The sequence below is a fragment of the Streptomyces spiroverticillatus genome (genome assembly GCA_014650415.1).
Taxonomy (GTDB): Bacteria; Actinomycetota; Actinomycetes; order Streptomycetales; family Streptomycetaceae; genus Streptomyces; species Streptomyces spiroverticillatus.
In genome coordinates this window covers 705,720-731,401 of the sequence record BMUX01000001.1, presented here as the reverse complement: position 1 = coordinate 731,401, position 25,682 = coordinate 705,720, and the positions used below count along the sequence as shown (strand labels likewise).

At 69.1% G+C, this 25,682-nt stretch carries 19 protein-coding genes and 1 tRNA gene; 12 read left to right on the top strand and 8 right to left on the bottom strand.

From position 1 onward, the window contains the following. Positions 1-15: 15 nt before the first annotated feature. The gene (locus tag IE269_RS03370) at positions 16-1,071 is read left to right on the top strand and encodes a UDP-N-acetylmuramate dehydrogenase (RefSeq protein WP_189821132.1); all 1,056 of its coding nucleotides are present in this window, start codon (positions 16-18) and stop codon (positions 1,069-1,071) included. 9 nt (positions 1,072-1,080) lie between these two features. Here the strand turns inward: IE269_RS03370 and IE269_RS03365 are convergent, their stop codons facing one another. Beyond that, positions 1,081-1,713, bottom strand: coding sequence for an NAD(P)-dependent oxidoreductase (locus IE269_RS03365; RefSeq protein WP_189821131.1), 633 nt, complete (start codon positions 1,711-1,713; stop codon positions 1,081-1,083). 90 nt (positions 1,714-1,803) lie between these two features. On the opposite strand from IE269_RS03365, the gene IE269_RS03360 reads away from it, so the two are divergent. Continuing rightward, positions 1,804-2,406 carry a TetR/AcrR family transcriptional regulator gene (locus IE269_RS03360; RefSeq protein WP_189821130.1) on the top strand — a complete coding sequence of 201 codons (603 nt, stop codon included), beginning with the start codon at positions 1,804-1,806 and terminating at the stop codon, positions 2,404-2,406. Position 2,407: 1 nt separating this feature from the next. Here IE269_RS03360 and IE269_RS03355 read toward each other — a convergent pair whose 3' ends face one another. Both IE269_RS03355 and IE269_RS03350 read right to left on the bottom strand, forming a co-directional pair. Then, positions 2,408-3,427 carry an adenosine deaminase gene (locus IE269_RS03355; RefSeq protein WP_189821129.1) on the bottom strand — a complete coding sequence of 340 codons (1,020 nt, stop codon included), beginning with the start codon at positions 3,425-3,427 and terminating at the stop codon, positions 2,408-2,410. A 150-nt stretch (positions 3,428-3,577) separates the two neighbouring features. Further along, positions 3,578-4,804, bottom strand: coding sequence for a pyridoxal phosphate-dependent aminotransferase (locus tag IE269_RS03350; protein WP_189821128.1), 1,227 nt, complete (start codon positions 4,802-4,804; stop codon positions 3,578-3,580). Positions 4,805-5,000: 196 nt separating this feature from the next. Between IE269_RS03350 and IE269_RS03345 the strand changes: the two genes are divergently transcribed. The 10 genes from IE269_RS03345 to IE269_RS03300 all read left to right on the top strand — a co-directional run bounded on the left by IE269_RS03345 (position 5,001) and on the right by IE269_RS03300 (position 18,665). Next, positions 5,001-5,073: transfer RNA gene (locus IE269_RS03345), tRNA-Trp, on the top strand. A gap of 107 nt (positions 5,074-5,180) precedes the next feature. After that, positions 5,181-5,459, top strand: a complete 279-nt coding sequence (secE, locus tag IE269_RS03340) for a preprotein translocase subunit SecE (RefSeq protein WP_189821127.1) — start codon at positions 5,181-5,183, stop codon at positions 5,457-5,459. 82 nt (positions 5,460-5,541) lie between these two features. Beyond that, positions 5,542-6,474 (top strand): transcription termination/antitermination protein NusG, encoded by a 933-nt coding sequence (gene nusG / locus IE269_RS03335; protein ID WP_189821126.1) that lies wholly within the window; start codon positions 5,542-5,544, stop codon positions 6,472-6,474. A 176-nt stretch (positions 6,475-6,650) separates the two neighbouring features. Continuing rightward, positions 6,651-7,085 carry a 50S ribosomal protein L11 gene (gene rplK / locus IE269_RS03330; RefSeq protein ID WP_189821125.1) on the top strand — a complete coding sequence of 145 codons (435 nt, stop codon included), beginning with the start codon at positions 6,651-6,653 and terminating at the stop codon, positions 7,083-7,085. Positions 7,086-7,167: 82 nt separating this feature from the next. Next, positions 7,168-7,890, top strand: coding sequence for a 50S ribosomal protein L1 (rplA, locus tag IE269_RS03325; RefSeq protein WP_189821124.1), 723 nt, complete (start codon positions 7,168-7,170; stop codon positions 7,888-7,890). Between the two features lie 283 nt (positions 7,891-8,173). Continuing rightward, positions 8,174-9,130 carry an SCO4651 family lipoprotein gene (locus IE269_RS03320; protein ID WP_189821123.1) on the top strand — a complete coding sequence of 319 codons (957 nt, stop codon included), beginning with the start codon at positions 8,174-8,176 and terminating at the stop codon, positions 9,128-9,130. A gap of 337 nt (positions 9,131-9,467) precedes the next feature. Beyond that, entirely contained in the window at positions 9,468-9,998 is a 531-nt protein-coding gene (gene rplJ / locus IE269_RS03315; protein ID WP_189821122.1) for a 50S ribosomal protein L10, read from the top strand. 111 nt (positions 9,999-10,109) lie between these two features. Further along, on the top strand, positions 10,110-10,493 hold the full coding sequence (rplL, locus tag IE269_RS03310; protein WP_189821121.1) for a 50S ribosomal protein L7/L12: 384 nt from the start codon (positions 10,110-10,112) through the stop codon (positions 10,491-10,493). 657 nt (positions 10,494-11,150) lie between these two features. Then, a complete protein-coding gene (gene rpoB, locus IE269_RS03305; RefSeq protein ID WP_189821120.1) occupies positions 11,151-14,636 on the top strand; it encodes a DNA-directed RNA polymerase subunit beta in 3,486 nt (1,161 codons plus the stop codon). A gap of 129 nt (positions 14,637-14,765) precedes the next feature. Further along, complete coding sequence (locus IE269_RS03300) at positions 14,766-18,665, top strand: DNA-directed RNA polymerase subunit beta' (protein WP_189821119.1); 3,900 nt, start codon at positions 14,766-14,768, stop codon at positions 18,663-18,665. A gap of 79 nt (positions 18,666-18,744) precedes the next feature. Here the strand turns inward: IE269_RS03300 and IE269_RS03295 are convergent, their stop codons facing one another. Genes IE269_RS03295 through IE269_RS03275 form a run of 5 tightly spaced genes read right to left on the bottom strand, consistent with a single transcriptional unit; the run spans position 18,745 to position 25,555 of the window. After that, positions 18,745-20,142: a M48 family metalloprotease gene (locus tag IE269_RS03295; RefSeq protein ID WP_189821118.1), complete on the bottom strand. Its 1,398-nt coding sequence runs from the start codon at positions 20,140-20,142 to the stop codon at positions 18,745-18,747. Positions 20,143-20,170: 28 nt separating this feature from the next. After that, on the bottom strand, positions 20,171-20,731 hold the full coding sequence (locus IE269_RS03290; RefSeq protein WP_229897424.1) for a Pycsar system effector family protein: 561 nt from the start codon (positions 20,729-20,731) through the stop codon (positions 20,171-20,173). Further along, a complete protein-coding gene (locus IE269_RS03285) occupies positions 20,728-22,485 on the bottom strand; it encodes a hypothetical protein (RefSeq protein WP_189821117.1) in 1,758 nt (585 codons plus the stop codon). The genes IE269_RS03290 and IE269_RS03285 overlap by 4 nt, the downstream gene beginning before the upstream one ends. Before the next feature lie 29 nt (positions 22,486-22,514). Then, the gene (locus tag IE269_RS03280; RefSeq protein ID WP_189821116.1) at positions 22,515-24,743 is read right to left on the bottom strand and encodes a hypothetical protein; all 2,229 of its coding nucleotides are present in this window, start codon (positions 24,741-24,743) and stop codon (positions 22,515-22,517) included. After that, entirely contained in the window at positions 24,740-25,555 is an 816-nt protein-coding gene (locus tag IE269_RS03275; RefSeq protein ID WP_189821115.1) for a hypothetical protein, read from the bottom strand. Before IE269_RS03275 ends, IE269_RS03280 begins: the two co-directional genes overlap by 4 nt. Positions 25,556-25,682: the final 127 nt, after the last annotated feature.

Sequence of the window (25,682 nt, the reverse complement as noted above, 5' to 3'; positions counted from 1 at the left end):
CGTACGCTGGACCCCGTGCAGGAACTCCACGATGCCCCCCTCGCCCCCCTGACCACCTTCCGCCTCGGCGGCCCCGCGACCCGCCTGGTCACGGCCACCACCGACGACGAGGTGATCGCCGCCGTCCGCGAGGCCGACGCCTCCGGCACCCCGCTGCTGATCGTCGGCGGCGGCAGCAACCTGGTCATCGGCGACAAGGGCTTCGACGGCACCGCCCTGCGCATCGCGACGCAGGGCTTCCGCCTCGACGGTACGAAGCTGGAGGTCGCCGCCGGAGAGGTCTGGACGGACGCCGTCGCGCGCACCGTCGAAGCGGGCCTCGCGGGCATCGAGTGCCTCGCCGGAATCCCCGGCTCCGCCGGTGCCACGCCGATCCAGAACGTCGGCGCGTACGGCCAGGACGTCTCCAGCACCCTCACCGAGGTCGACGCCTACGACCGCCGCACCGGCGAACGGGTCACCCTCACCAACGCCGAGTGCGCCTTCTCGTACCGCCACAGCCGGTTCAAGGAGGACCCGGAGCGCTATGTGGTGCTGCGGGTCCGCTTCGAGCTGGAGGACGCGGGCGGCCTCTCCGCGCCGATCAAGTACCCGGAGACCGCACGCACCCTGGGCGTCGAGGCGGGGGACCGGGTGCCCGCTTCCGTCGCGCGCGAGACGGTGCTCGCTCTGCGCGCCGGCAAGGGCATGGTGCTGGACCCCGAGGACCACGACACCTGGTCGGCGGGCTCCTTCTTCACCAACCCGATCCTCGACGAGGCGCAGTTCGCGGACTTCCTCGCGCGCGTCCACGACCGGCTCGGCCCCGACACCGCCCCGCCCGCCTTCCCGGCGGGGGAGGGGCTCACCAAGACCTCCGCGGCCTGGCTCATCGACCGCGCGGGCTTCACCAAGGGGTACGGGGACGGGCCCGCCCGCATCTCCACCAAGCACGCCCTCGCCCTCACCAACCGGGGCGACGCCACCACCGAGGACCTCCTGGCGCTCGCCCGCGAGGTCGTCGCCGGTGTCCGCGAGGCGTTCGGCGTGACCCTCGTCAACGAGCCCGTGACGGTCAACTGCGCCCTCTGACACGGCCTGTCAGTACGCCACCCCGACGCCCTGTTTCACCGTCGCCGGGTCCTGAAGCACCGCCAGCATCGCGTGCGCCACGTCGGCCCGCGCGATGGTGCGGCCGCTGGGCGGGGTGCCGCCGACGACCGTGCGGTACTTCCCGGTCAGCCGCCCGTCCAGCAGCCTGGGCGGCCGCACCGAGGTCCAGTCGGTGGCCGAGCGCGCCAACTCGCCCTCCATGGCCGTCAGGTCGACGTACACGGGCTTCAGGACAGCGCTCACCAGCTTCCCGATGAGCCGGTCGACCAACGGCTGCCGCTCCGGCGCGGGACCGACCGGGGCGGCGCTCACCACCACGAGCCGCCGCACACCCTCCGCGTCCATCGCACCCAGCACCGTGCGGGTGAGTTCCGTCGTGATTCCCGCGTGCTTGCGGCTGCGCGCACCGAGACCGGAGAGCACCGCGTCCCGCCCGGCCACGGCCTCGCGGACCTGCTCCGGGTCCGACAGGGCGGACCGGAAGACGGTGAGCCGCTCACCGGTGACGGCGAACCGCGCCGGATCGCGCACCACTGCCGTCACCTCGTGCCCTGCGGCCAGAGCCTGCTTGACGATTTCCTGCCCGATGCCGCCCGTGGCACCGAATACCGTGAGTTTCATCGCTCGAACCTCCCAGGGTGGGTGAGCATTCACTCACCCTGCCTCTAGAGTGGGTGAGCATTCACTCACCCGTCAAGCCCCGGAGCCCCCATGCAGAAGCCCACCCGAGAGCGCATCCTCGACGCCGCCCACGAGCTGATGCGCACCCTCGGGCTCTCCCGCGCCACCACCAAGGAGATCGCCCGGGCCGCGGGCTGCTCGGAGGCCGCCCTCTACAAGCACTTCGCCGGCAAGGAGGACCTCTTCGTCGCCGTCCTCGGCGAACGCCTGCCCCGGCTCACCCCGCTGCTGCACCGCCTGCTCCTGGACCCCAGTGCGCGCACCGTCGAGGAGAACCTCGCCGAGGTCGCCCGCCAGGCCGTGCTCTTCTACGCCGAGAGCTTCCCGATCGCCGCCTCGCTGTACGCCGAGACCAAGCTCAAGGCCCGCCACGACACCGTCATGCGGGACATGGGCACCGGCCCCCACATGCCCATCGAGAGCCTGGACGCCTATCTGCGCGCCGAACGGGCCAACGGCCGCCTGGCACCCGGCGCCGACACCTTCGCGGCCGCCTCGCTCCTCCTGGGCGCCTGCGCGCAGCGCGCCTTCGCCTACGACGCGGACGGCGCGATCGGCAAACGCCCCCCGCAGGGCGTCGACACCTTCGCCGCCGCCCTCGCCAGCACCCTCCTGACCGGCATCGCGCCCTAGCTCAGTCCGCCAGCCACGCGTCGATCCCGCCCAGCAGCTTGTCCTGCACGTCCACGGGCGCGGCCGACCCGCGCACCGACTGCCGTGCCAGCTCGGCCAGTTCGGCATCCGTGAACCCGTGGTGCTCCCGCGCCAGCTCGTACTGCGCCGCCAGCCGGGACCCGAACAGCAGCGGGTCGTCCGCCCCCAGCGCCATCGGCACGCCGGCGTCGTACAACGTCCGCAGCGGCACGTCCTCGGGCTTCTCGTACACCCCGAGCGCCACGTTCGACGCCGGGCACACCTCGCAGGTCACCCCCCGGTCCGCGAGCCGCTTCAGCAGCCTGGGGTCCTCGGCCGCCCGCACCCCGTGCCCGATCCGCGAGGCGTGCAGGTCGTCCAGGCAGTCCCGTACGGACGAAGGACCCGTCAGCTCGCCCCCGTGCGGGGCGGCCAGCAGCCCGCCCTCGCGCGCGATCGCGAAGGCCCGGTCGAAGTCCCGCGCCATGCCCCGGCGTTCGTCGTTGGAGAGCCCGAAACCGACGATCCCGCGATCCGCGTACCGCACCGCCAGCCTGGCCAGCGTGCGCGCGTCCAGGGGGTGCTTCATCCGGTTCGCCGCGACCAGCACCCGCATCCCGAGCCCGGTCTCCCGGGACGCGCTGTCGACCGCGTCCAGGATGATCTCCAGCGCCGGGATCAGACCGCCCAGCAGCGGTGCGTACGACGTCGGATCGACCTGGATCTCCAGCCACCCGGAGCCGTCCCTGACGTCCTCCTCGGCGGCCTCCCGCACCAGCCGCTGAATGTCCTCGGGGGTCCGCAGGCAGGACCTGGCGGCGTCGTACAGCCGCTGGAAACGGAACCAGCCCCGCTCGTCGGTCGCCCGCAGCTTCGGCGGCTCACCGCTGGTCAGCGCCTCGGGAAGGTGCACCCCGTGCTTGTCGGCCAGGTCCAGGAGGGTCGAGGGCCGCATCGAGCCGGTGAAGTGCAGGTGCAGGTGGGCCTTGGGAAGCAGAGACAGATCACGTACACGTTCCATCCCAGGATCTTGCCGTACGCGCGCCACGCCCGGAAGCGTCTTTTCTCCAACGGGTGCGCCCCCGAACGCAGAAACGATCCCCCGGCCACCAGGACCGGGGGATCGTCGCTCGCACCTCAAAGAGGTGGGAGGCAGCGGTGCGCGACAGTGCTAGTCGCGGGCCTCCGCCAGCAGCTTCTGGATGCGCGACACGCCCTCGACGAGGTCCTCGTCGCCCAGCGCGTACGACAGACGCAGGTAACCCGGAGTGCCGAAGGCCTCGCCGGGAACGACCGCGACCTCCACCTCCTCCAGGATCAGCGCGGCCAGCTCGACGGAGGTCTGCGGACGCTTGCCGCGGATCTCCTTGCCGAGCAGCCCCTTCACCGACGGGTACACGTAGAACGCGCCCTCCGGCGTCGGGCAGATCACGCCGTCGATCTCGCTCAGCATCCGCACGATCGTCCTGCGGCGGCGGTCGAAGGCGGCGCCCATCTCCTTGACCGCGTCCAGCGGCCCGGAAACGGCGGCCAGCGCCGCGACCTGCGCCACGTTGGAGACGTTGGAGGTCGCGTGCGACTGGAGGTTCGTCGCGGCCTTCACGACGTCCTTCGGGCCGATGATCCAGCCGACCCGCCAGCCGGTCATCGCGTATGTCTTCGCCACGCCGTTGACCACGATGCACTTGTCGCGCAGCTCGGGCACGATCGCCGGCAGCGAGGTGAACTGCGCGTCGCCGTAGACCAGGTGCTCGTAGATCTCGTCGGTGAGGACCCACAGGCCCTTCTCGTGCGCCCAGCGGCCGATCGCCTCGGCGTCCGCCTCGCTGTAGACCGCACCGGTCGGGTTCGACGGGGAGACGAAGAGCACGACCTTCGTACGCTCCGTGCGCGCTGCCTCCAGCTGCTCGACCGAGACCCGGTAACCGGTCGTCTCGTCGGCCACGACCTCCACCGGCACACCGCCCGCGAGCCGGATCGACTCGGGGTAGGTGGTCCAGTACGGGGCCGGGACGATGACCTCGTCGCCCGGGTCGAGGATCGCCGCGAACGCCTCGTAGATGGCCTGCTTGCCGCCGTTGGTGACCAGCACCTGGGAGGCGTCGATCTCGTAACCGGAGTCGCGCAGCGTCTTCGCCACGATCGCGTTCTTCAGCTCGGGAAGACCGCCCGCCGGGGTGTAGCGGTGGTACTTCGGGTTCGAGCAGGCCTCGATCGCGGCCTGGACGATGTAGTCCGGCGTCGGGAAGTCGGGCTCGCCCGCGCCGAAGCCGATCACCGGGCGTCCGGCGGCCTTGAGGGCCTTCGCCTTCGCGTCCACGGCAAGGGTGGCGGACTCGGAAATTGCACCGATGCGGGCGGACACCCGGCGCTCGGTCGGAGGGGTAGCAGCGCTCATGAAGCCCATCGTCCCAGACCTCCGGGGGCCCTCGTACAGGGGTTTCACGGACTGGGCGGGGCCACGTCCGGCCCCTTTCTGTTCGACGCCGGGCCGCGGAGCACGTACACTCACCTGTCGTTGGCCCACAGCAGCCCGTCTCCACCGAGCGCACTCCGTGCACTCAGCCGGATGCGGTAGGTTGGGGGAACCACAAAGGGTCGTAGCTCAATTGGTAGAGCACTGGTCTCCAAAACCAGCGGTTGGGGGTTCAAGTCCCTCCGGCCCTGCTACACACTCCTTCGCCAGGATGTGTGCGCATGTACGTACTTCTCTGCATTTGTCGTGCGGCTCCACCGGGCGCGGCACGGCCACGACCCGGAATCAGGTGAGTAGCGTGACGGACGCCGTGGGCTCCATCGACATGCCTGATGCCCAGGACGAGGTGCCGAAGAAGGCGCGCAAGGGCGGCAAGCGGGGCAAGAAGGGTCCGCTGGGCCGCCTCGCTCAGTTCTACCGCCAGATCGTCGCCGAGCTGCGCAAGGTCGTCTGGCCCACTCGCAGCCAGCTGACGACGTACACCACGGTCGTCATCGTCTTCGTCGTGATCATGATCGGCATCGTGACCGTGATCGACCAGGGCTTCGCCGCAGCCGTGAAGTACCTCTTCGGCTAAAGCAGTACTCGCGTAGGGCGCCTGCCTCGGGCGCCCCTTTCGCGCGTTCCAACCATTTTGTATCCAGGAAGAAGCAGCCACCGTGTCTGACCCGAACCTGAACGACGCCGGCGAGCCGACGGTGGGCGCCGTCGAGTCCGTTGAGGACGAGACTGCCATCGTTGAGGCGGCGGACGCTGTGGAGCCCGACCAGGCCGAAGCTGCCGACGCCGCCGCGGGCGAGCCCGCCGAGGAAGCCGCGCTGCACATCGAGTCCGACGACGATGTCGAAGCTGTGGCCGTCGCCGAGACCGACGAGGACGCGGCTGCCGCCGAGGCCGTCGCGGACGCCGACGGTGTCGACGCCGAGGCCGAGGAGATCGCCGAGGCGGAGGAGGCCGAGGAGCCTTCGGAGCCCGTCGACCCGATCCAGGCGCTCCGCGAGGAGCTGCGTCTCCTGCCCGGCGAGTGGTACGTCATCCACACGTACGCCGGTTACGAGAAGCGCGTGAAGGCCAACCTGGAGCAGCGCGCCGTCTCCCTGAACGTCGAAGAGTTCATCTACCAGGCCGAGGTGCCTGAAGAGGAAATCGTTCAGATCAAGAACGGCGAGCGCAAGAACGTCCGTCAGAACAAGCTCCCGGGCTACGTGCTCGTGCGCATGGACCTGACGAACGAGTCCTGGGGCGTCGTCCGCAACACCCCCGGCGTCACCGGCTTCGTGGGCAACGCCTACGACCCGTACCCGCTGACCCTGGACGAGATCGTCAAGATGCTCGCCCCGGAGGCCGAGGAGAAGGCCGCCCGCGAGGCCGCCGAGGCCGAGGGCAAGCCGGCGCCGGCCCGCAAGGTCACCGTCGAGGTCCTGGACTTCGAGGTCGGCGACGCGGTCACCGTCACCGACGGCCCGTTCGCCACGCTCCAGGCCACGATCAACGAGATCAACGCCGACTCGAAGAAGGTCAAGGGTCTCGTCGAGATCTTCGGCCGCGAGACTCCGGTCGAGCTCAGCTTCGACCAGATCCAGAAGAACTGACCCTTCCCAGGGCACTTCTGACAAGAGCTTCCGAACAGGTCAGATCGGGCTTCCAAAGCCGGTCTGACCTGCTCGGTTTTTAGCCGCACGTCTATACCCGTTATCGTTGTGCGGTATGCCTCCATCCGGATGATCGGATGGATGGCCGAAACTCTCACTAGGACCCGGAGAGAGCAATGCCTCCCAAGAAGAAGAAGGTCACGGGGCTTATCAAGCTCCAGATCAACGCGGGCGCCGCCAACCCGGCCCCGCCGGTCGGCCCGGCGCTCGGTCAGCACGGCGTCAACATCATGGAGTTCTGCAAGGCCTACAACGCCGCGACCGAGTCGCAGCGTGGCATGGTCGTGCCGGTGGAGATCACGGTCTACGAAGACCGCTCCTTCACCTTCGTGACGAAGACCCCGCCGGCCGCCAAGCTGATCCTCAAGGCCGCGGGTGTGGACAAGGGATCGGGCGAGCCCCACAAGACCAAGGTTGCGAAGCTCACGGCCGCTCAGGTCCGCGAGATCGCCACGGTCAAGCTCCCCGACCTCAACGCCAACGACCTCGAGGCCGCGGACAAGATCATCGCCGGTACTGCCCGTTCCATGGGCATCACCGTCGAGGGCTGATCAACCCCCGTCTGACCTTCAGTGGTAGGGCCATGCGCGGCCCGCACCACGACTCCACACCTGAAACAACACAGGAGCAGCAGTGAAGCGCAGCAAGTCTCTCCGCGCTGCGGACGCCAAGATCGACCGGGAGCGTCTGTACGCCCCCCTCGAGGCCGTCCGTATCGCCAAGGACACCAGCTCGGTCAAGTTCGACGGCACCGTCGAGGTCGCCATGCGTCTGGGCGTCGACCCGCGCAAGGCCGACCAGATGGTCCGTGGCACCGTGAACCTCCCGCACGGCACCGGCAAGACCGCCCGGGTCCTGGTCTTCGCGACCGGTGACCGTGCTGCGGCCGCGGAAGCCGCGGGCGCCGACATCGTCGGCTCCGACGAACTGATCGACGAGGTGGCCAAGGGCCGCCTGGACTTCGACGCCGTCGTCGCCACCCCGGACCTCATGGGCAAGGTCGGCCGCCTCGGCCGCGTGCTCGGTCCGCGTGGTCTGATGCCGAACCCGAAGACCGGAACGGTCACCCCGGACGTGGCGAAGGCTGTCACGGACATCAAGGGCGGCAAGATCGAGTTCCGCGTCGACAAGCACTCGAACCTGCACTTCATCATCGGCAAGGTCTCCTTCGACGAGACCAAGCTGGTGGAGAACTACGCAGCGGCGCTGGAGGAAGTCCTCCGTCTGAAGCCGTCCGCCGCCAAGGGCCGCTACATCAAGAAGGCCACGCTGGCCACCACGATGGGCCCCGGCATCCCGCTGGACGCCAACCGCACCCGCAACCTCCTCGTCGAGGAGGACCCGGCCGCCGTCTGAGTCTCCTGACTCGGCAGCAGCCGCGGGTTTTCGCCTGACCGAAGCCGCCCCCACGCCTCACTGCGAGGCGCGGGGGCGGCTTTGTCGTACGCGGGAGGCGGCTCCTTCGTACGGACGGCACTCCTCGCGTACGGACGTCACTTGCCGGTGTCCGGAAACGTGCGGGCCCGGCTTCCGGCCGGGATATGTGATCGCCCGGTGTCAGTGGCGTGCGTTACCGTCACGGCATTCACAGGAGACGTACAAGAAGACGACGTACGAGACGTACAAGGGGCGGGGACGGATGAACGCAGCGGGTTTCAAGCGCATGGGCATATCGGCGGTCGCATTGGCGGCGGTGGTCTCTCTCGCGGGCTGTCAGGGCGAGGGCGCCAAGGACGGCCAGACCGGCAAGAAGGCAGCGGGGGAGTCGGCGCCGCAGAAGCAGGACCGCGCGGGGGCGGCCCGGACGCTCAAGGCCGCCTACCGCAAGACCGCCGAGGCCAAGTCGGCCAAGGTGAAGATGTCGATGAGCATGCCCGCCTCGGTCCAGGGCGGCGGCACGATGGAGATGTCCGGCACGCTCGGCTGGGACCCCACGGTGCTCGACATGACGATGAAGCCCACCGGCGCCCTCGCGCCGAAGGGCGGGGACAAGGGTCCCGACCGGATCCGCATGATCATGCGCGACAACGTCATGTACATGGACCTCGGGGCGAAGGCTGCCGCCGAGATGGACGGCAAGCGCTGGATGAAGATGGACCTGAACGAGGCGGCGAAGGCCGGCGGCGGGGCCGGAGCGCTCACCGGCGGCATGGACAACGCCAACCAGGACCCCTCCCGGCAGATCGGCATGCTCCTGGAGTCGCCGAACCTCCAGCACGTCGGCGCGGAGAACGTCGGGGGTGTCGCCACGCAGCACTACAAGGGCACCCTGACGGTCGCGGAGATGCTCAAGACCAACAAGGACGCCGACCGCCAGCTCACCGGCAAGGAGCGCGAGGAGCTGCTCGCCAACATGAACAAGGCGGGCATCAAGGGCTACGACACCGACGTCTGGGTCGACGACAAGGGGTACCCGGCCAAGATGGTCGTCGGCATGGACTCGGCCAAGGGCCGCGTGAACATCACCATGACGTACACGGACTACGGCACCAAGGCGTCCGTCGAGGTACCACCGGCCGACCAGACGCTCGACTTCGTGAAGAAGCTGAAGGAAGAGATGAGCAAGGGCGGCAGCGGGGCCTCCGCGCGCCTCTGAGCTGCGTGAAGGGCCGTCCGGGCGGGGACCCGGACGGCCCCGGGGCTGCTTCTGGCCGCCTGCTAAACCGCGTCCGTACGACCCGATTTGCCTGACGCTCGTCCATTCGCGTACTCTTCCGAGGAAGCCAAAGACCGCTGGTCGTTGCTGCGTGCTCGTTCGGGGACGCGGTGGCCGAAGGATCCGCTAGAGATACGCGGACGACCTGCGCAGGTGTTCGTGGAAAGTTCCCGGTTCATTCTGGTTGAGCTCAGCCCCGTGCGCTTGCGCCGGGGCGTTTTCGTTTTTACAGCCCCTTCTGAGCGGTCCTCATCACCCGGAAGGAGGCCGACGCTCTATGCCGACGCCCGACAAGGCTGCCGCGGTAGCCGAGCTCGCGGACCAGTTCCGCAGCTCGAACGCCGCCGTGCTGACCGAGTACCGGGGTCTCACCGTGGCGCAGCTCAAGACGCTGCGTCGTTCCCTCGGTGAGAACGCCCAGTACGCCGTGGTGAAGAACACGCTGACCAAGATCGCGGCCAACGAGGCCGGGATCACTTCGCTGGACGACCAGTTCACTGGTCCGACGGCGGTTGCCTTCATCACCGGTGACCCGGTGGAGTCGGCGAAGGGTCTTCGTGACTTCGCCAAGGAGAACCCGAACCTCATCATCAAGGGCGGTGTCCTTGACGGTAAGGCGCTGTCCGCCGATGAGATCAAGAAGCTCGCGGACCTCGAGTCCCGCGAGGTTCTGCTCGCCAAGCTGGCGGGTGCCATGAAGGGCAAGCAGACTCAGGCTGCGCAGCTCTTCCAGGCGCTTCCGTCGAAGTTCGTCCGCACTGCGGAAGCGCTTCGCGTCAAGCTCGAAGAGCAGGGCGGTGCCGAGTAACTCGGCTCGCGCAATGGTCGTAGCCCACTAGGGAGACGGCCGCAGCGGGCCGAAAGTACGCCCGCCGACATTTACATCCGGCACCTGCCGAATTAGTGGAAGGACGCCATCATGGCGAAGCTGTCTCAGGAAGACCTGCTCGAGCAGTTCGAGGGCATGACCCTCATCGAGCTCTCCGAGTTCGTGAAGGCCTTCGAGGAGAAGTTCGACGTCACCGCCGCCGCGGCCGTCGCCGTTGCCGGCCCCGCCCAGGGTGGCGGCGCTGCCGAGACCGTCGAGGAGAAGGACGAGTTCGACGTCATCCTCACCGGCGCCGGCGACAAGAAGATCCAGGTCATCAAGGTCGTGCGTGAGCTGACCTCGCTGGGTCTGAAGGAGGCCAAGGACCTCGTCGACGGCACCCCGAAGCCGGTCCTCGAGAAGGTCAACAAGGAGGCCGCTGACAAGGCTGCCGAGTCCCTCAAGGCTGCCGGTGCGGCCGTTGAGGTCAAGTGACCTCCTGAGTCTTAAGACTCTTCTGGCCGGATTCCGCCCTCGGGCGTAACGCCGGCACAGCCAAAGGCGATCACCCAATGGGGTGGTCGCCTTTCGGCGTTTCCACGGCGGCTGTGCGCATCGCCCCGTGACGAGTAGGGTGATCTTCGTCGTGCGCCCCGCAGACGCGCTGTGCGCCCGTTGTACGCCCTTGGGGCGGTCCGGGCAGGTGACCGAGCCTCTGAGGGGGCGGGGGGCCTTGACGAACGGCACGCAGCGCGCAATTCTCAGGACGCGTCGTCACATCGATCCGACTCCGAGGCATGGATCGGCGACGCAGAGGGCAGTAATGAGGTGCGTTCGCAGGGCGCGAGGGCTCGCCCGCGGCACAGGACGACAGCAGGACGCACAGCAGGCGCAACGTAATTCGTGGCAGTGGCGTTGAGAAGAACAAAGAGGCCGATGAGGGTCCCCAAAAACCCGCTCTGGACATCAGTGGGCCAAGTGGCTACACTGACCCTTTGCGCTGCCTGTTAGCTGCCTCCTGCCCGTCACCAGGGGCATGCCCACTGTTTGGCCACCGAGGAATGAACCGCCCTGATCTGGGCTTTTCTGTCTCTGTGTCCATGTGGGACCGGTACGCGCGTAGTGAGTCCGAGCCCTCGGAAGGACCCCCTCTTGGCCGCCTCGCGCAACGCCTCGACCTCCAATACGAACAACGGCGCAAGCACCGCCCCGCTGCGCATCTCCTTTGCAAAGATCAAGGAGCCCCTCGAGGTTCCGAACCTCCTCGCGCTGCAGACCGAGAGCTTTGACTGGCTGCTCGGCAACGCCGCTTGGAAGGGTCGCGTCGAGGCCGCTCTCGAGAGTGGACAGGACGTCCCCACGAAGTCCGGTCTGGAGGAGATCTTCGAAGAGATCTCCCCGATCGAGGACTTCTCCGGGTCGATGTCGCTGACCTTCCGCGACCACCGCTTCGAGCCGCCGAAGAACTCGATCGACGAGTGCAAGGAGCGCGACTTCACGTTCGCCGCCCCGCTCTTCGTCACCGCCGAGTTCACCAACAACGAGACCGGCGAGATCAAGTCCCAGACGGTCTTCATGGGCGACTTCCCGCTCATGACCAACAAGGGCACCTTCGTCATCAACGGCACCGAGCGTGTCGTGGTGTCGCAGCTGGTCCGCTCGCCGGGTGTCTACTTCGACTCCTCCATCGACAAGACGTCCGACAAGGACATCTTCTCCGCCAAGATCATCCCGTCCCGGGGTGCCTGGCTGGAGATGGAGATCGACAAGCGCGACATGGTCGGCGTCCGCATCGACCGCAAGCGCAAGCAGTCCGTCACCGTTCTCCTGAAGGCTCTCGGTTGGACGACCGAGCAGATCCTCGAGGAGTTCGGCGAGTACGAGTCCATGCGCGCCACCCTGGAGAAGGACCACACCCAGGGCCAGGACGACGCGCTGCTCGACATCTACCGCAAGCTGCGCCCGGGCGAGCCGCCGACCCGTGAGGCCGCTCAGACGCTGCTCGAGAACCTCTACTTCAACCCGAAGCGCTACGACCTCGCGAAGGTCGGCCGCTACAAGGTGAACAAGAAGCTCGGCGCCGACGAGCCGCTGAACGCCGGCGTGCTCACGACCGACGACATCATCGCCACCATCAAATACCTGGTGAAGCTCCACGCGGGCGAGACCGAGACGGTCGGCGAGTCGGGTCGCAACATCGTCGTCGAGACCGACGACATCGACCACTTCGGCAACCGTCGTCTGCGCAACGTCGGCGAGCTCATCCAGAACCAGGTCCGCACGGGTCTGGCTCGTATGGAGCGCGTCGTCCGCGAGCGCATGACGACCCAGGACGTCGAGGCGATCACGCCGCAGACCCTGATCAACATCCGCCCGGTCGTGGCGTCGATCAAGGAATTCTTCGGCACCTCGCAGCTGTCGCAGTTCATGGACCAGAACAACCCGCTGTCGGGTCTGACGCACAAGCGTCGTCTCTCGGCACTGGGTCCCGGTGGTCTGTCCCGTGAGCGGGCAGGCTTCGAGGTCCGTGACGTGCACCCGTCTCACTACGGCCGCATGTGCCCGATCGAGACGCCCGAAGGCCCCAACATCGGTCTGATCGGTTCGCTCGCCTCGTACGGCCGCGTCAACGCGTTCGGCTTCGTCGAGACGCCGTACCGCCGTGTCACCGAGGGTGTCGTCACCGACGAGGTCGACTACCTGACGGCCGACGAGGAAGACCGCTTCGTGATCGCCCAGGCGAACGCGACCCTCGGCGAGGACATGCGCTTCACCGAGTCGCGCGTCCTGGTCCGCCGTCGTGGCGGAGAGATCGACTACATCCCGGGCGACGACGTCGACTACATGGACGTCTCGCCGCGCCAGATGGTGTCGGTCGCGACCGCGATGATCCCCTTCCTCGAGCACGACGACGCCAACCGCGCGCTCATGGGCGCGAACATGATGCGTCAGGCCGTGCCGCTGATCACGTCCGAGGCACCGCTCGTCGGCACCGGCATGGAGTACCGCTGCGCGGTCGACGCCGGTGACGTCATCAAGGCGGAGAAGGCGGGTGTGGTCCAGGAGGTCTCCGCGGACTACGTCACCGTCGCCAACGACGACGGCACGTACACCACGTACCGGATCGCCAAGTTCTCCCGCTCCAACCAGGGCACCTCGGTCAACCAGAAGGTTGTCGTGGACGAGGGCGCCCGGGTCATCGAGGGCCAGGTCCTCGCCGACGGTCCCGCCACCCAGCAGGGTGAGATGGCGCTCGGCAAGAACCTCCTGGTCGCCTTCATGCCGTGGGAGGGTCACAACTACGAGGACGCCATCATCCTGAGCCAGCGGCTCGTACAGGATGACGTGCTCTCTTCGATCCACATCGAAGAGCACGAGGTCGACGCGCGTGACACCAAGCTCGGCCCGGAGGAGATCACCCGGGACATCCCGAACGTCTCCGAAGAGGTCCTCGCCGACCTCGACGAGCGCGGCATCATCCGTATCGGTGCCGAGGTCGTCGCCGGCGACATCCTCGTCGGCAAGGTCACGCCCAAGGGTGAGACCGAGCTGACGCCGGAGGAGCGTCTGCTCCGCGCGATCTTCGGTGAGAAGGCGCGCGAGGTGCGCGACACCTCGCTGAAGGTGCCGCACGGTGAGATCGGCAAGGTCATCGGCGTCCGCGTCTTCGACCGCGAAGAGGGCGACGAGCTTCCCCCGGGCGTGAACCAGCTGGTCCGCGTCTACGTGGCCCAGAAGCGCAAGATCACCGACGGTGACAAGCTCGCCGGCCGTCACGGCAACAAGGGTGTTATCTCGAAGATCCTTCCGATCGAGGACATGCCGTTCCTCGAGGACGGAACTCCGGTCGACATCATCCTGAACCCGCTGGGTGTGCCGTCCCGAATGAACCCGGGACAGGTCCTGGAGATCCACCTCGGCTGGCTCGCCAGCCGCGGCTGGGACGTCTCCGGTCTGGGTGACGAGTGGGCCCAGCGCCTGCAGGTCATCGGCGCCGACCGCGTCGAGCCCGGCACCAACGTCGCCACCCCGGTGTTCGACGGTGCCCGCGAGGACGAGATCACCGGTCTCTTCGAGGCCACGATCCCCAACCGCGACGGCGACCGCCTGGTGCAGCCCTCCGGCAAGGCGCAGCTGTTCGACGGCCGCTCCGGCGAGCCGTTCCCGGACCCGATCTCGGTCGGGTACATGTACATCCTCAAGCTGCACCACCTGGTCGACGACAAGCTCCACGCCCGTTCGACCGGCCCGTACTCGATGATCACGCAGCAGCCGCTGGGTGGTAAGGCGCAGTTCGGTGGTCAGCGCTTCGGTGAGATGGAGGTGTGGGCGCTGGAGGCATACGGCGCCGCGTACGCCCTCCAGGAGCTCCTGACGATCAAGTCCGACGACGTGACCGGCCGCGTGAAGGTCTACGAGGCCATCGTCAAGGGCGAGAACATCCCGGAGCCCGGCATTCCCGAGTCCTTCAAGGTGCTCATCAAGGAAATGCAGTCGCTCTGCCTCAACGTGGAGGTGCTGTCCTCGGACGGCATGTCCATCGAGATGCGCGACACGGACGAGGACGTCTTCCGCGCAGCGGAGGAACTCGGTATCGACCTGTCCCGGCGCGAGCCGAGCAGCGTCGAAGAGGTCTGACGGGCCGGCCGGGGGTCTCCGTAGAAAGAGACCCCCGGCCCTCCCCGGACCCGTTCAGACCATTTGAAGTGCCCATTTATCTCGCGTAACGCGAGGGGCTCGAACCCCCGAAAGAGGGATTGACGACAAGTGCTCGACGTCAACTTCTTCGACGAGCTGCGGATTGGCCTCGCCACCGCGGACGACATCCGGACCTGGTCCCACGGCGAAGTGAAGAAGCCGGAGACCATCAACTACCGCACCCTGAAGCCCGAAAAGGACGGACTCTTCTGCGAGAAGATCTTCGGTCCGACCCGGGACTGGGAGTGCTACTGCGGCAAGTACAAGCGTGTCCGCTTCAAGGGCATCATCTGTGAGCGCTGCGGCGTCGAGGTCACTCGCGCCAAGGTGCGTCGTGAGCGGATGGGCCACATTGAGCTGGCCGCGCCCGTCACGCACATCTGGTACTTCAAGGGCGTTCCCTCGCGCCTGGGCTACCTGCTCGACCTCGCGCCGAAGGACCTCGAGAAGGTCATCTACTTCGCCGCGTACATGATCACCTTCGTGGACGAGGAGCGCCGGACGCGCGACCTGCCCTCGCTGGAGGCGCACGTCTCCGTCGAGCGTCAGCAGGTCGAGAACCGTCGTGACTCCGACCTGGAGGCCCGCGCCAAGAAGCTCGAGACCGACCTCGCCGAGCTCGAGGCCGAGGGCGCCAAGGCCGACGTGCGCCGCAAGGTGCGCGAAGGTGCCGAGCGCGAGATGAAGCAGCTCCGTGACCGCGCCCAGCGCGAGATCGACCGCCTCGACGAGGTGTGGAACCGCTTCAAGAACCTCAAGGTCCAGGACCTGGAGGGCGACGAGCTCCTCTACCGCGAGCTGCGTGACCGCTTCGGCACGTACTTCGACGGTTCCATGGGTGCGGCTGCTCTGCAGAAGCGCCTGGAGTCCTTCGACCTCGAGGAGGAGGCCGAGCGCCTCCGCGAGATCATCCGTACCGGCAAGGGCCAGAAGAAGACCCGTGCGCTCAAGCGCCTCAAGGTCGTCTCCGCGTTCCTGCAGACCAGCAACAGCCCCAAGGGCATGGTTCTGGACTGCGTCCCGGTCATCCCGCCGGACCTGCGTCCGATGGTGCAGCTGGACGGTGGCCGCTTCGCGACCTCCGACCTGAACGACCTGTACCGCCGCGTGATCAACCGCAACAACCGCCTCAAGCGACTCCTTGACCTCGGCGCCCCCGAGATCATCGTGAACAACGAGAAGCGCATGCTTCAGGAGGCCGTCGACGCGCTCTTCGACAACGGCCGTCGTGGTCGCCCGGTCACGGGCCCCGGCAACCGTCCGCTGAAGTCGCTGTCCGACATGCTCAAGGGCAAGCAGGGTCGATTCCGTCAGAACCTTCTCGGCAAGCGTGTGGACTACTCCGCGCGTTCCGTGATCGTCGTCGGCCCGCAGCTCAAGCTGCACCAGTGCGGTCTGCCGAAGGCCATGGCGCTGGAGCTCTTCAAGCCGTTCGTGATGAAGCGCCTGGTTGACCTGAACCACGCGCAGAACATCAAGTCGGCGAAGCGCATGGTCGAGCGCGGCCGCACGGTCGTGTACGACGTGCTCGAAGAGGTCATCGCCGAGCACCCGGTTCTGCTGAACCGTGCGCCCACGCTGCACCGCCTCGGCATCCAGGCCTTCGAGCCCCAGCTGGTCGAGGGCAAGGCCATCCAGATCCACCCGCTCGTCTGCACCGCGTTCAACGCGGACTTCGACGGTGACCAGATGGCCGTCCACCTGCCGCTCTCCGCGGAGGCGCAGGCCGAGGCCCGCATCCTGATGCTGTCCTCGAACAACATCCTGAAGCCGGCCGACGGTCGTCCCGTCACCATGCCGACCCAGGACATGGTGCTCGGCCTGTTCTTCCTCACCACGGACGAGGAAGAGCGCAAGGTCGTCGGCGAGGGCCGGTCCTTCGGCTCCACCGCCGAGGCGATCATGGCGTTCGACGCCCGCGAGCTCTCGCTCCAGGCGAAGGTCGACATCCGCTTCCCGATCGGCACCGTCCCGCCGCGTGGCTGGACCCCGCCGGTGGCGGAGGAGGGCGAGCCCGAGTGGCAGACCGGTGACTCCTTCCGCATCCGTACGACCCTGGGCCGTGCGCTCTTCAACGAGCTGCTGCCCGAGGACTACCCGTTCGTCGACTACTCGGTGGGCAAGAAGCAGCTCTCCGAGATCGTCAACGACCTGGCGGAGCGCTACCCCAAGGTCATCGTGGCGGCGACGCTCGACAACCTGAAGGCGTCCGGCTTCCACTGGGCGACCCGTTCGGGCGTCACCGTGGCCATCTCCGACGTCGTCGTGCCCGAGGCCAAGAAGGCCATCGTCCAGGGCTACGAGGCGCAGGACGAGAAGGTCCAGAAGCAGTACGAGCGCGGTCTGATCACCAAGGAAGAGCGCACTCAGGAGCTCATCGCGATCTGGACCAAGGCGACCAACGAGGTTGCCGAGGCGATGAACGCGAACTTCCCCAAGACGAACCCCATCTTCATGATGGTTGACTCGGGTGCCCGAGGAAACATGATGCAGATGCGTCAGATCGCCGGTATGCGTGGTCTGGTGTCGAACGCGAAGAACGAGACGATCCCGCGCCCGATTAAGGCGTCGTTCCGCGAGGGTCTCTCCGTTCTGGAGTACTTCATCTCCACGCACGGTGCCCGTAAGGGTCTCGCCGACACCGCCCTGCGTACCGCCGACTCGGGTTACCTGACCCGTCGTCTGGTGGACGTCTCGCAGGACGTGATCATCCGCGAGGAGGACTGCGGCACCGACCGCGGCCTCAAGCTGAAGATCGCGGAGAAGGGTGCCGACGGCATCCTCCGCAAGACCGACGACGTCGAGACCAGCGTCTACGCCCGCATGCTGGCGGAAGACGTCGTGATCGACGGCAAGGTCATCGCGCCTGCCAACGTCGACCTCGGTGACGTGCTCATCGACCAGCTGGTCATGCACGGCGTCGAGGAGGTCAAGACCCGCTCGGTCCTGACCTGCGAGTCCGCGGTCGGCACCTGTGCCTTCTGCTACGGCCGCTCGCTGGCCACCGGCAAGCTCGTCGACATCGGCGAGGCGGTCGGCATCATCGCCGCCCAGTCCATCGGTGAGCCGGGTACGCAGCTCACCATGCGTACCTTCCACACCGGTGGTGTGGCCGGTGACGACATCACCCAGGGTCTGCCCCGTGTCGTCGAGCTCTTCGAGGCTCGTACGCCCAAGGGTGTCGCCCCGATCTCCGAGGCCAAGGGCCGCATCCGGATCGAGGAGACCGAGAAGACCAAGAAGATCGTCGTCACCCCGGACGACGGCAGCGAGGAGACGGCGTTCCCGATCTCCAAGCGCGCCCGTCTGCTGGTCGGCGAGGGCGACCCGGTCGAGGTGGGCCAGAAGCTCACCGTCGGTGCGACCAACCCGCACGACGTCCTGCGCATCCTCGGTCAGCGTGCGGTCCAGGTCCACCTGGTCGGCGAAGTCCAGAAGGTGTACAACAGCCAGGGCGTGTCGATCCACGACAAGCACATCGAGATCATCATCCGGCAGATGCTCCGCCGCGTGACGATCATCGAGTCCGGCGACGCGGAACTGCTGCCGGGCGAGCTCGTCGAGCGCTCGAAGTTCGAGACCGAGAACCGTCGTGTGGTCACGGAAGGCGGCCACCCGGCCTCCGGCCGTCCGCAGCTGATGGGTATCACCAAGGCCTCGCTGGCGACGGAGTCGTGGCTGTCCGCGGCTTCCTTCCAGGAGACGACCAGGGTCCTGACGGACGCGGCGATCAACGCCAAGTCCGACTCCCTGATCGGCCTCAAGGAGAACGTCATCATCGGTAAGCTCATCCCGGCCGGTACGGGTCTCTCCCGCTACCGCAACATCCGGGTCGAGCCGACCGAGGAGGCCAAGGCCGCGATGTACTCGGCCGTCGGCTACGACGACATCGACTACTCGCCGTTCGGCACGGGCTCCGGCCAGGCCGTTCCGCTGGAGGACTACGACTACGGTCCGTACAACCAGTAAGAGCGTGTAGCGGTACGTACGAAGGGCGCCTGCCCCGCTTTCGAGCGGGGTGGGCGCCCTTCGGCGTTGTGCGGCTGGGTCAGCGCTGACCCTGGAGGTAGGGCTGGAGCCGGTACAGCCGGGTGTGGAAGTCGGGGTGGGTGGAGAGCAGCCGGGCCAGCGTGCCCGGTTCGTCCGGCTTCGCGCCCTGCGCGGCCGCCAGCTGATAGCGGGCCTGCACCTCGGACTGCTCCATGGTGTGCAGCACCTCCGCGAGCATCGGCGCGAAGCCGAGGGCGGCGGCGTGCTGGTCGGCCCGGAGTTCGGCGCGGCGCCCGACGGCAGCCATCAGGTACGGAGTGACGAGGAGGACCAGCGGCAGCCCGTACAGCACGGTGATGGTCGCGAGCGTCAGGAAGCCGATGAACAGGACCAGCCCGGCCGTGACCAGCCAGGAGAAGTAGCTTGCGAAGGCGACCACGAAGACGACGACGGTACGGATGACCTGCCAGGCGACGCGGCCCGGCAGTGAGTACCAGTAGCCGAGCAGCGACGACCAGGCGTGGCCGCCGGTGTGGTGGCCCAGCTCGTGCGCGAGGACGGCGGCCAGATGGGCGCTGGACAGGTTGGTCAGGGCGAACCTGGTGACCCCCACGATGTGACCGGCGGCGGCGTAGGCGTTGAGCTCCTTGCTCTCCTCGATCCAGAGCTCGTACTGGTCGCCCTCGACACCGGCCCGCGCGGTGACCTCGTGCCAGACCGGGGCGAGCCGCCTCATGTCCTGTGGGCTGGGCCGGTGCAGTTTGAGCAGGCGGCGGGCGAAGAAGTCCTCGCTGGGGCGGTGGAAGACGAGCGCGCCGGAGGCCACCCAGAGGAGGGTCGGGATCCAGTACGGGAGTCCGGTCAGGGCGTCCAGGATGCTCGCCGCGAGCAGGACCACCAGCAGGCTCATCAGGAAACCGGGCAGCAGCAGGGCGAGCTGGCCGACGGCAGTGGCGTCCGCGCCGCGCTGGTGCGCCGTGTAGTGGACGCGGCGGCCCGGGGCGTTCTGGTAGTCGAGGTTGTCCGGGGCGTGCGGAGGCTGTGGCTCGGGCTGTGGCTCGGGCGGCGGGATCTGGGGGCGGGCGTCGGGGGGAGCGGGGGTGACGCCGTGCGGTCCGTACGGCGGGAAGGGGTGGCTCGGGGGGACCCGGGGGTCCGGGTACGGGGGCGGCGGCGCCGAGCGGGCAGAGGGGTCGGCGGCCTGCGTGCCCGGGTAGGAGGGCGGGGGCTGTGTGCCCGGGTACGGGGGCGGGGGCTGCGTGCCGGGGTACGGGGGCGGGGTGTGGGCGTGCGGGTGGAGAGGGTGTGGGGTCTGCGTGCCCGGGTACGGGGGTGCGCCGTCGGCCGGATGGGCGGGTGCGGTCGCCTCCGGGCGGGCGCTGTCGGAGGGGTACTCGGGTGGCTGCGGCTGTGGCTGCGGGTGCTCGGGGTATACGGGTTCCTGGGGCTGGGTCATGGGGCATCCTTCGGGTGGTGTCGGGGCGTCAGCCGATGAAGAGTGAGGCGGGGAGGGCTGCAGCTCCGGTGCAGAAGGCGATCAGCCCGGCCCGTATCCACTGGTGTTTGCGAGCTGCGATACGGCTGTTCTCCGCCAGTGATGCCCGGAGCGCCGCCGCGGGGGCGCGTGCGGTTTCGGTGAGTGCCTGCTCCAACTGGCCGTGCGCGTGGGCCCTTTGGATGTCACCGAAGTACGACAGGGGTGTGCCGGGCCGCCACGTGCGACTGCGGTAGCGGGGCAGCACGGCCATCAGCAGGGCCAGCAGCGCCAGGCCGAACGAGGCGGCGCCCGTCCACCAGAAGGCGCTTCCGGCGGCGGAGAGGGCGTCCGGCCTCCAGCTGCGTCCGGCCAGCAGGCCCGAGAGGACGCCCGCCGTGGTGCCGAGGGCGGCGACCAGTACGGACGCCTTGCTGTCGGCGCGGGCTATCTCGGTGCGCAGCTCGGTGAGGAGGCGGGCGGCCAGTTCGGTGATGTCCGCGTCCGGGGGTGCGGGCGGGACGGCCGGATCCGGGCCGGGCGTGGGCGCGCGGGTGGGGGTGGTGGTCATGGCGTGCCGGTTCCGGGAGTGGTCGTGTCACGGGGGGCGGTGTCCTCCGTGTGCGGCGCCGCGGTGCTGGGGTCGTTCTGGGGGTCGGGGTCGGGGGCCGGGGCCTCGGGCCGCTGGGGCATCGTCGGGGCGCTGCCGTACCCCGGCGGCGGCTGCCATGCCGGGGGCGCGGACGGTGTTCCGGCGGGAGTGCCGTTCGGAGCGTGGGGCGGGGCGCCGGTCGGCTGGGCGCCGGGCCAGGGGGGCGTGGGGCCGGCCCCGTACGGAGCCGCCGTCCAGGCGGGCGGTCCGGCCGGCGGCACGGTCTCCTGGCCGGGGGCGTCCGGGGTGTGCGGCTGCTGTCCGGGAAGCGCGGGGCCGGCTGCCGGGGAGGGCGCCGGGACCGGGGAGAAGGGGGTGGCGTAGTGCACCGCACCCGGAGCGGCGTCCTGCGGGGGAGCGGCCGGCCGGCCTGCCGCCCCGCCGGGACCTGGTGCGGGGGGTGTTCCGGGACCGGCTGCGGGGCCGGTCGCGGGACTGCCTGCGGGACCTGCCCCGAAACCGGTGGCAGACCCTGCTCCCGGAGCCGCTCCGGGCTCGATGCCGGGAGGGACTCCGGGGGCGGCCGTCGGCCCGGCCGGATGCTGGCCCGGTTGTGGCGCCTGTCCCGGCTGCGGCGGCAGCTGGGGTGCCGGGGACTGGGTCACCCCGGGCAGCCGTTGGTTGAGGATGTCGCTCATGGTGCGCAGCGCCAGCTGCTTGGGGCCGTCCAGCTCGTAGTCCTGGGCGACGTCTCCCGCCAGCAGCTGCCCCACCAGGTCCATCTGGGCCTGGATCATGCGCAGTTGGTCCTCGCGCATGCTGTTCATGACGAGTGCGGAGTCCTCGGGGTGCTGCGCCAGGTGCAGCGCCCAGGCATGCACCCCGCCCTGGGCCAGGTGGTACTGGTAGAAGTTGATCTTCTCGGCCTCGAGGCGCTGGAGCTCCAGCGCCTGCTGCCCGGCCAGGAGCGCCTGCTGGTGCGCCCACTGCTGCTGCTGCAACGCCAGGACGTGGTTCTGCTCCCCGTACGCCGTCGCCCGCTGCAGGGCGAGCGCGTCCTGCTGGGTGAGCCGGCGGGCCACCTCGCTGTCGACGGTCATGCCGAGCTGGGCGTCGAGCACCTGCTCGGCCGCGTTGTGCTGGAGGCTCTGCAGACGCTTCTGGTGGTCAATGTTCTCCTGGTCCCTGCGCAGCCGTACGGTCCAGGCGACCTTCAGCCCGACCCCGCCGCCCAGCGCACCGAGCGCGGTCACGGCACGCAGCAGCTCCTGCTCGGCGACGGCGCTGTCGGCGATGGCGTGCAGCCGGGCCACCGGCCGCGCGGCCTGTTCCAGCTCGCCCAGCAGCAGCCGGGGCACGTCCCGGTACCCGGAGGCCACGAACCGCGCCGGATCCACCACCTGCCAGGACAGCTCGACGATGCACCCGAACTCGAAGGCGTCGTTGTCGCTGGGCAGCGCCAGCTCCGCCTGCACCGGATGCACGCCCATGTCGACCTCGTACACCGAGCTGTACCGCTTGGTCGCGGCCTCGGCGCGCGTGGGCCGCACCGGCGGCAAATAGGTGTCGTACGCACCCTTGGGCGTCGAGAACACCAGGGCGTGATCGATCCGGGTGAGTGGTTTGCGGAACTCGAATCGCGACAACTGCCGCACAGTGATGACCGGATCGATCAGCGGAGTGTGCCGGTCGGCGTGCTGATCCCACTCGGGCGGTCGTCGGAAGTCGGCCATGTGCGGGTCTCCTTGACGGGTGGATCGGGTCAGGCGGGCTGATGCGGGAGTACGGTGCGCAGCCGTCCGGCGACGGGTGGCGGCGGTCCGGCGTCCTCGTCGGACATGGTCCGCAGGAGGTGGTCCAGGCGGAGGAAGTCCTCCGGGGTGACGGCGAGCACGGGCAGCAGCGCGGCGAGCGCCCATTCGACCGCCGGGTCGCGGTCGGCGATGAGCACCCAGGTGCGCAGTACGTCCAGTGCCGTCCTGGAGTGGACGGGGGCGGCCAGCGCGGTCCGCCACAGGACGGCGATGTTCCGGGCGGTCCTGTCGCCCGCGGTGGCGGCCTCGGCGTACCGGGCGAGGATCAGGGGCCGCCCGTGCAGCTTGTCGCCCTCGGTCCGCCAGCAGGCGTTCAGGAAGCCCGCGACGGCCAGGTCGAGCACGGACGCCTCCTTGCGCGGGGTGTCCAGGCTGCGCAGGAGTTCCTGGAGGACCTGCTCGCCCGCGGGCGAGAGGACGAGGAGTTCCACGGACGACGCGAGCTCGGCCAGCAGGTCGTCGTCCCGGTCCTCCTCCTCGTACTCCTTGCGGGCGGCCTTGCGCAGCGCGGCGAGCGCCTTCTCCGGGCGCTCGTCCCCGATCAGCCCGTGCGCCCGGATCGCCACCCAGCGGCGGCCCGGATCGTCGCCCTCGCACCAGGTGTCGATGATGTACGGCACGTGCGGGGCTTCGAGCCGGTGGGCGAGAGCGAGGGCGTTGACGGCCACGATCCGGTGGACGAAGTCCTTCGACGCGGCCCACGGCTCGATGATCAGGGCCATCGCCGACGGCAGGTCCGTCACCGCCAGCACGGCGACCGTGGAGGCGGCCCGGGTGCGCACCAACGGCCGCCCGTCGACCGCCAGCCGGTGCAGCCACTGGATCAGCGCGGGCCGGGACGACGGGTGCCCGGTCCACAGTTCACGGAGCAGCACCAGGGGCGCCCGGTCGTCCCGGAAGGCGGACTTGGCCTGGAGGACCGGGCCCCACTCGGTGGGCTCCTCCTCCTCGTACCGGTGTGCGCGGGCGAGCTGCAGACGCTTGCCGACGTGTGTGCCGAACACGGGCACCGCGGGCGGCACCACCGGGTTCTCGGTCTGCTGGAGGAAGGCGTAGAGCAGGTCGCTCAGCTCTGCCGTCAGCGCGTACGGGCTGCCGTCGAAGGCGGCCAGCGCCACCAGGAACGCCTTGTCGCGCAGGTGCAGCGCGGACTCGTCCTCCTCGAACCACTCCTGGATCTGGTTCTCCAGGGCGCTCAGGGAGAACCGTTCGATCTGCGGTCCGCCCGCCTGCCCCGTGGCGTACTCGGCGAGCGTCCGGGCGTACGCGACGGCCTCCCTGGGCTGGGGCGCCCGGTCCAGGAACTCCGTCACCGCGGGCAGCGCCAGCAGCCCGGGCACCTGCTCGGCCTCGATCCGTGTCCGAAGGTGCGCCTCCAGTACGGCGTATGCGGCGGGCGCGTGCCACTCGGCGACCGGGACGTCCTCCAGGGAGGCCCGGGGCCCCACGGTGATCACCAGGTAGGCGTCCTTCTTCGCCAGCTCGTCACGCATCGCCAGCAGGTCCGACTCGCGCAGCGGCCTGCCCCGCTCGGTGATCGGGTCGCAGAGGAGGTTGCCGCCCTCCTTGAGCCGCCCGGCGACGTCACCGGGCCTGCTCTCCCGGTCGATGGCGTTCACCGGGAAGGCCTCCAGCCGGTGCAGCAGCATCAGGGCGGCCGTGCCCCGGCCCGCGAAACGTGGGCCCAGGAGCACCAGCACCCGCTCCTCGCGCAGCCGCTCCGCCAGCAGGCGGAAGGCGTCCTCGCAGGTTTGCGGCTCGGCGTGCGGGACGGTGCCCGCGGTCACGAAGTGCGCCGCGACGGCCTCGACCGAGGTGCGGGAGATCTCACCGGAGGAGTGGGAGCCCGTACCGAAGAGGCTGCCGAACTGGTAGTGGATCTCCGTCTTGCTGCCCTTGATCACGTCGCCGGCCACCCGGCCCGCGCTGACCCCGTGGTTGTCGCCGCCGATCAGACCGCCGCCGAGGCGGGCCCCGGACTCGAAGCGCATGTTCCGCGGTGCGTGGTCCATCAGGTCGCGGCGGGCCGTCCAGGCCTCCTGCGCCTGGGGTGACTCCTCGGCGGCCCCCTCCTGATCGGGGGGCGGCGAGCCGTCGGGAGCCGCCTTGTCCGCAGGTGCCGCGGCCTGCTGCGGCCTGTCGCCCGCCGGTGCGCCGCCGGGTTCGCCCGCGCTCACGAGGCGCCGCCCGGGGCCCGGCGGCCCGCGTCGAAGCGGATGTCCCCGCCGACGCTGCCCGCGGAGACGCCGTGGTTGTCGCCGCCCACGTAGCCGCCGGCGAAGTGCGGGGCGGCGCCGGGGACGGCCGGACCCCCGTTCCGGCCGTCCCGCCTTCCGGTTCCGGGTTCCCCCTGGTGTCCCGGAACCGGAAGGTCCCCCGTGCCACAGTGGTCCTGATCGCCCGCCCTGGGCGCGTCGGCGGGAAGCGGCCCGAGGAGCCAGGCCTGCAACGGTCCGTTCTTGCTGTCGACCGTGATGGCGTGGAAGTCCTCGGCCGGGATCCCCTGATGGTCGTGGCGCACGATCCCCGCGTGCACCGAGTCCGAGACGCACAGCGCGACGTCGTCGCGGCGCTGCGCGAGCGCGGACCGCAACAGTCCGGCGTCGAGCAGCCGGCAGGCGTGATTGAGGTCGGCGCCCACCCACCCCTCGTGCTCGTCGACCCACACGTATCCGGTCGCCACCACGACCCGCAGCCGCATCTGCGCGGACCGCGAGGCCATCCGGTTCATGGACCGCAGCTGGGCGGGCGCCTCGTGGATCAGGGCGCGCAGCAGAGCGGTCAACGGCGCGTTGGCGTCGATGAGTTCCATCACGGAGTCGCCCCGGTCGGCGCGCCGCCGCAGCGTCTCGTCGATGCCCGCGCACTCCAGCACGCGGTCCGTGAGGCCGTACAGCATCCTGCGCAGGTAGGCCTGTTCGACGTCGTCACGGTCGCTGAACTTCTCGATGTCGAGCAGCAGGAAGGTGCGGCTCACGGGGTCGGTCATGCTGGCGCCTCTCACTGGTCCTGCAAAAGCCCCGGACGGAAGGACCGCGCCTTGACGGGGTGCGGCCCGACGGGTTGGGAAGAGCTTGGCGGCACGGGGCCGCACGCGGTGAGGCCGGATGACGCAG

What these genes read in the sequence shown, in the direction of transcription:
- IE269_RS03365 (WP_189821131.1), bottom strand. Translation starts at nt 1,713, where the DNA reads ATGAAACTCACGGTATTCGGTGCCACGGGCGGCATCGGGCAGGAAATC.
- IE269_RS03360 (WP_189821130.1), top strand. Translation starts at nt 1,804, where the DNA reads ATGCAGAAGCCCACCCGAGAGCGCATCCTCGACGCCGCCCACGAGCTG.
- IE269_RS03355 (WP_189821129.1), bottom strand. Translation starts at nt 3,427, where the DNA reads ATGGAACGTGTACGTGATCTGTCTCTGCTTCCCAAGGCCCACCTGCAC.
- IE269_RS03350 (WP_189821128.1), bottom strand. Translation starts at nt 4,804, where the DNA reads ATGAGCGCTGCTACCCCTCCGACCGAGCGCCGGGTGTCCGCCCGCATC.
- rplK (WP_189821125.1), top strand. Translation starts at nt 6,651, where the DNA reads ATGCCTCCCAAGAAGAAGAAGGTCACGGGGCTTATCAAGCTCCAGATC.
- IE269_RS03320 (WP_189821123.1), top strand. Translation starts at nt 8,174, where the DNA reads ATGAACGCAGCGGGTTTCAAGCGCATGGGCATATCGGCGGTCGCATTG.
- rplJ (WP_189821122.1), top strand. Translation starts at nt 9,468, where the DNA reads ATGCCGACGCCCGACAAGGCTGCCGCGGTAGCCGAGCTCGCGGACCAG.
- rplL (WP_189821121.1), top strand. Translation starts at nt 10,110, where the DNA reads ATGGCGAAGCTGTCTCAGGAAGACCTGCTCGAGCAGTTCGAGGGCATG.
- IE269_RS03295 (WP_189821118.1), bottom strand. Translation starts at nt 20,142, where the DNA reads ATGACCCAGCCCCAGGAACCCGTATACCCCGAGCACCCGCAGCCACAG.
- IE269_RS03290 (WP_229897424.1), bottom strand. Translation starts at nt 20,731, where the DNA reads ATGACCACCACCCCCACCCGCGCGCCCACGCCCGGCCCGGATCCGGCC.
- IE269_RS03285 (WP_189821117.1), bottom strand. Translation starts at nt 22,485, where the DNA reads ATGGCCGACTTCCGACGACCGCCCGAGTGGGATCAGCACGCCGACCGG.
- IE269_RS03275 (WP_189821115.1), bottom strand. Translation starts at nt 25,555, where the DNA reads ATGACCGACCCCGTGAGCCGCACCTTCCTGCTGCTCGACATCGAGAAG.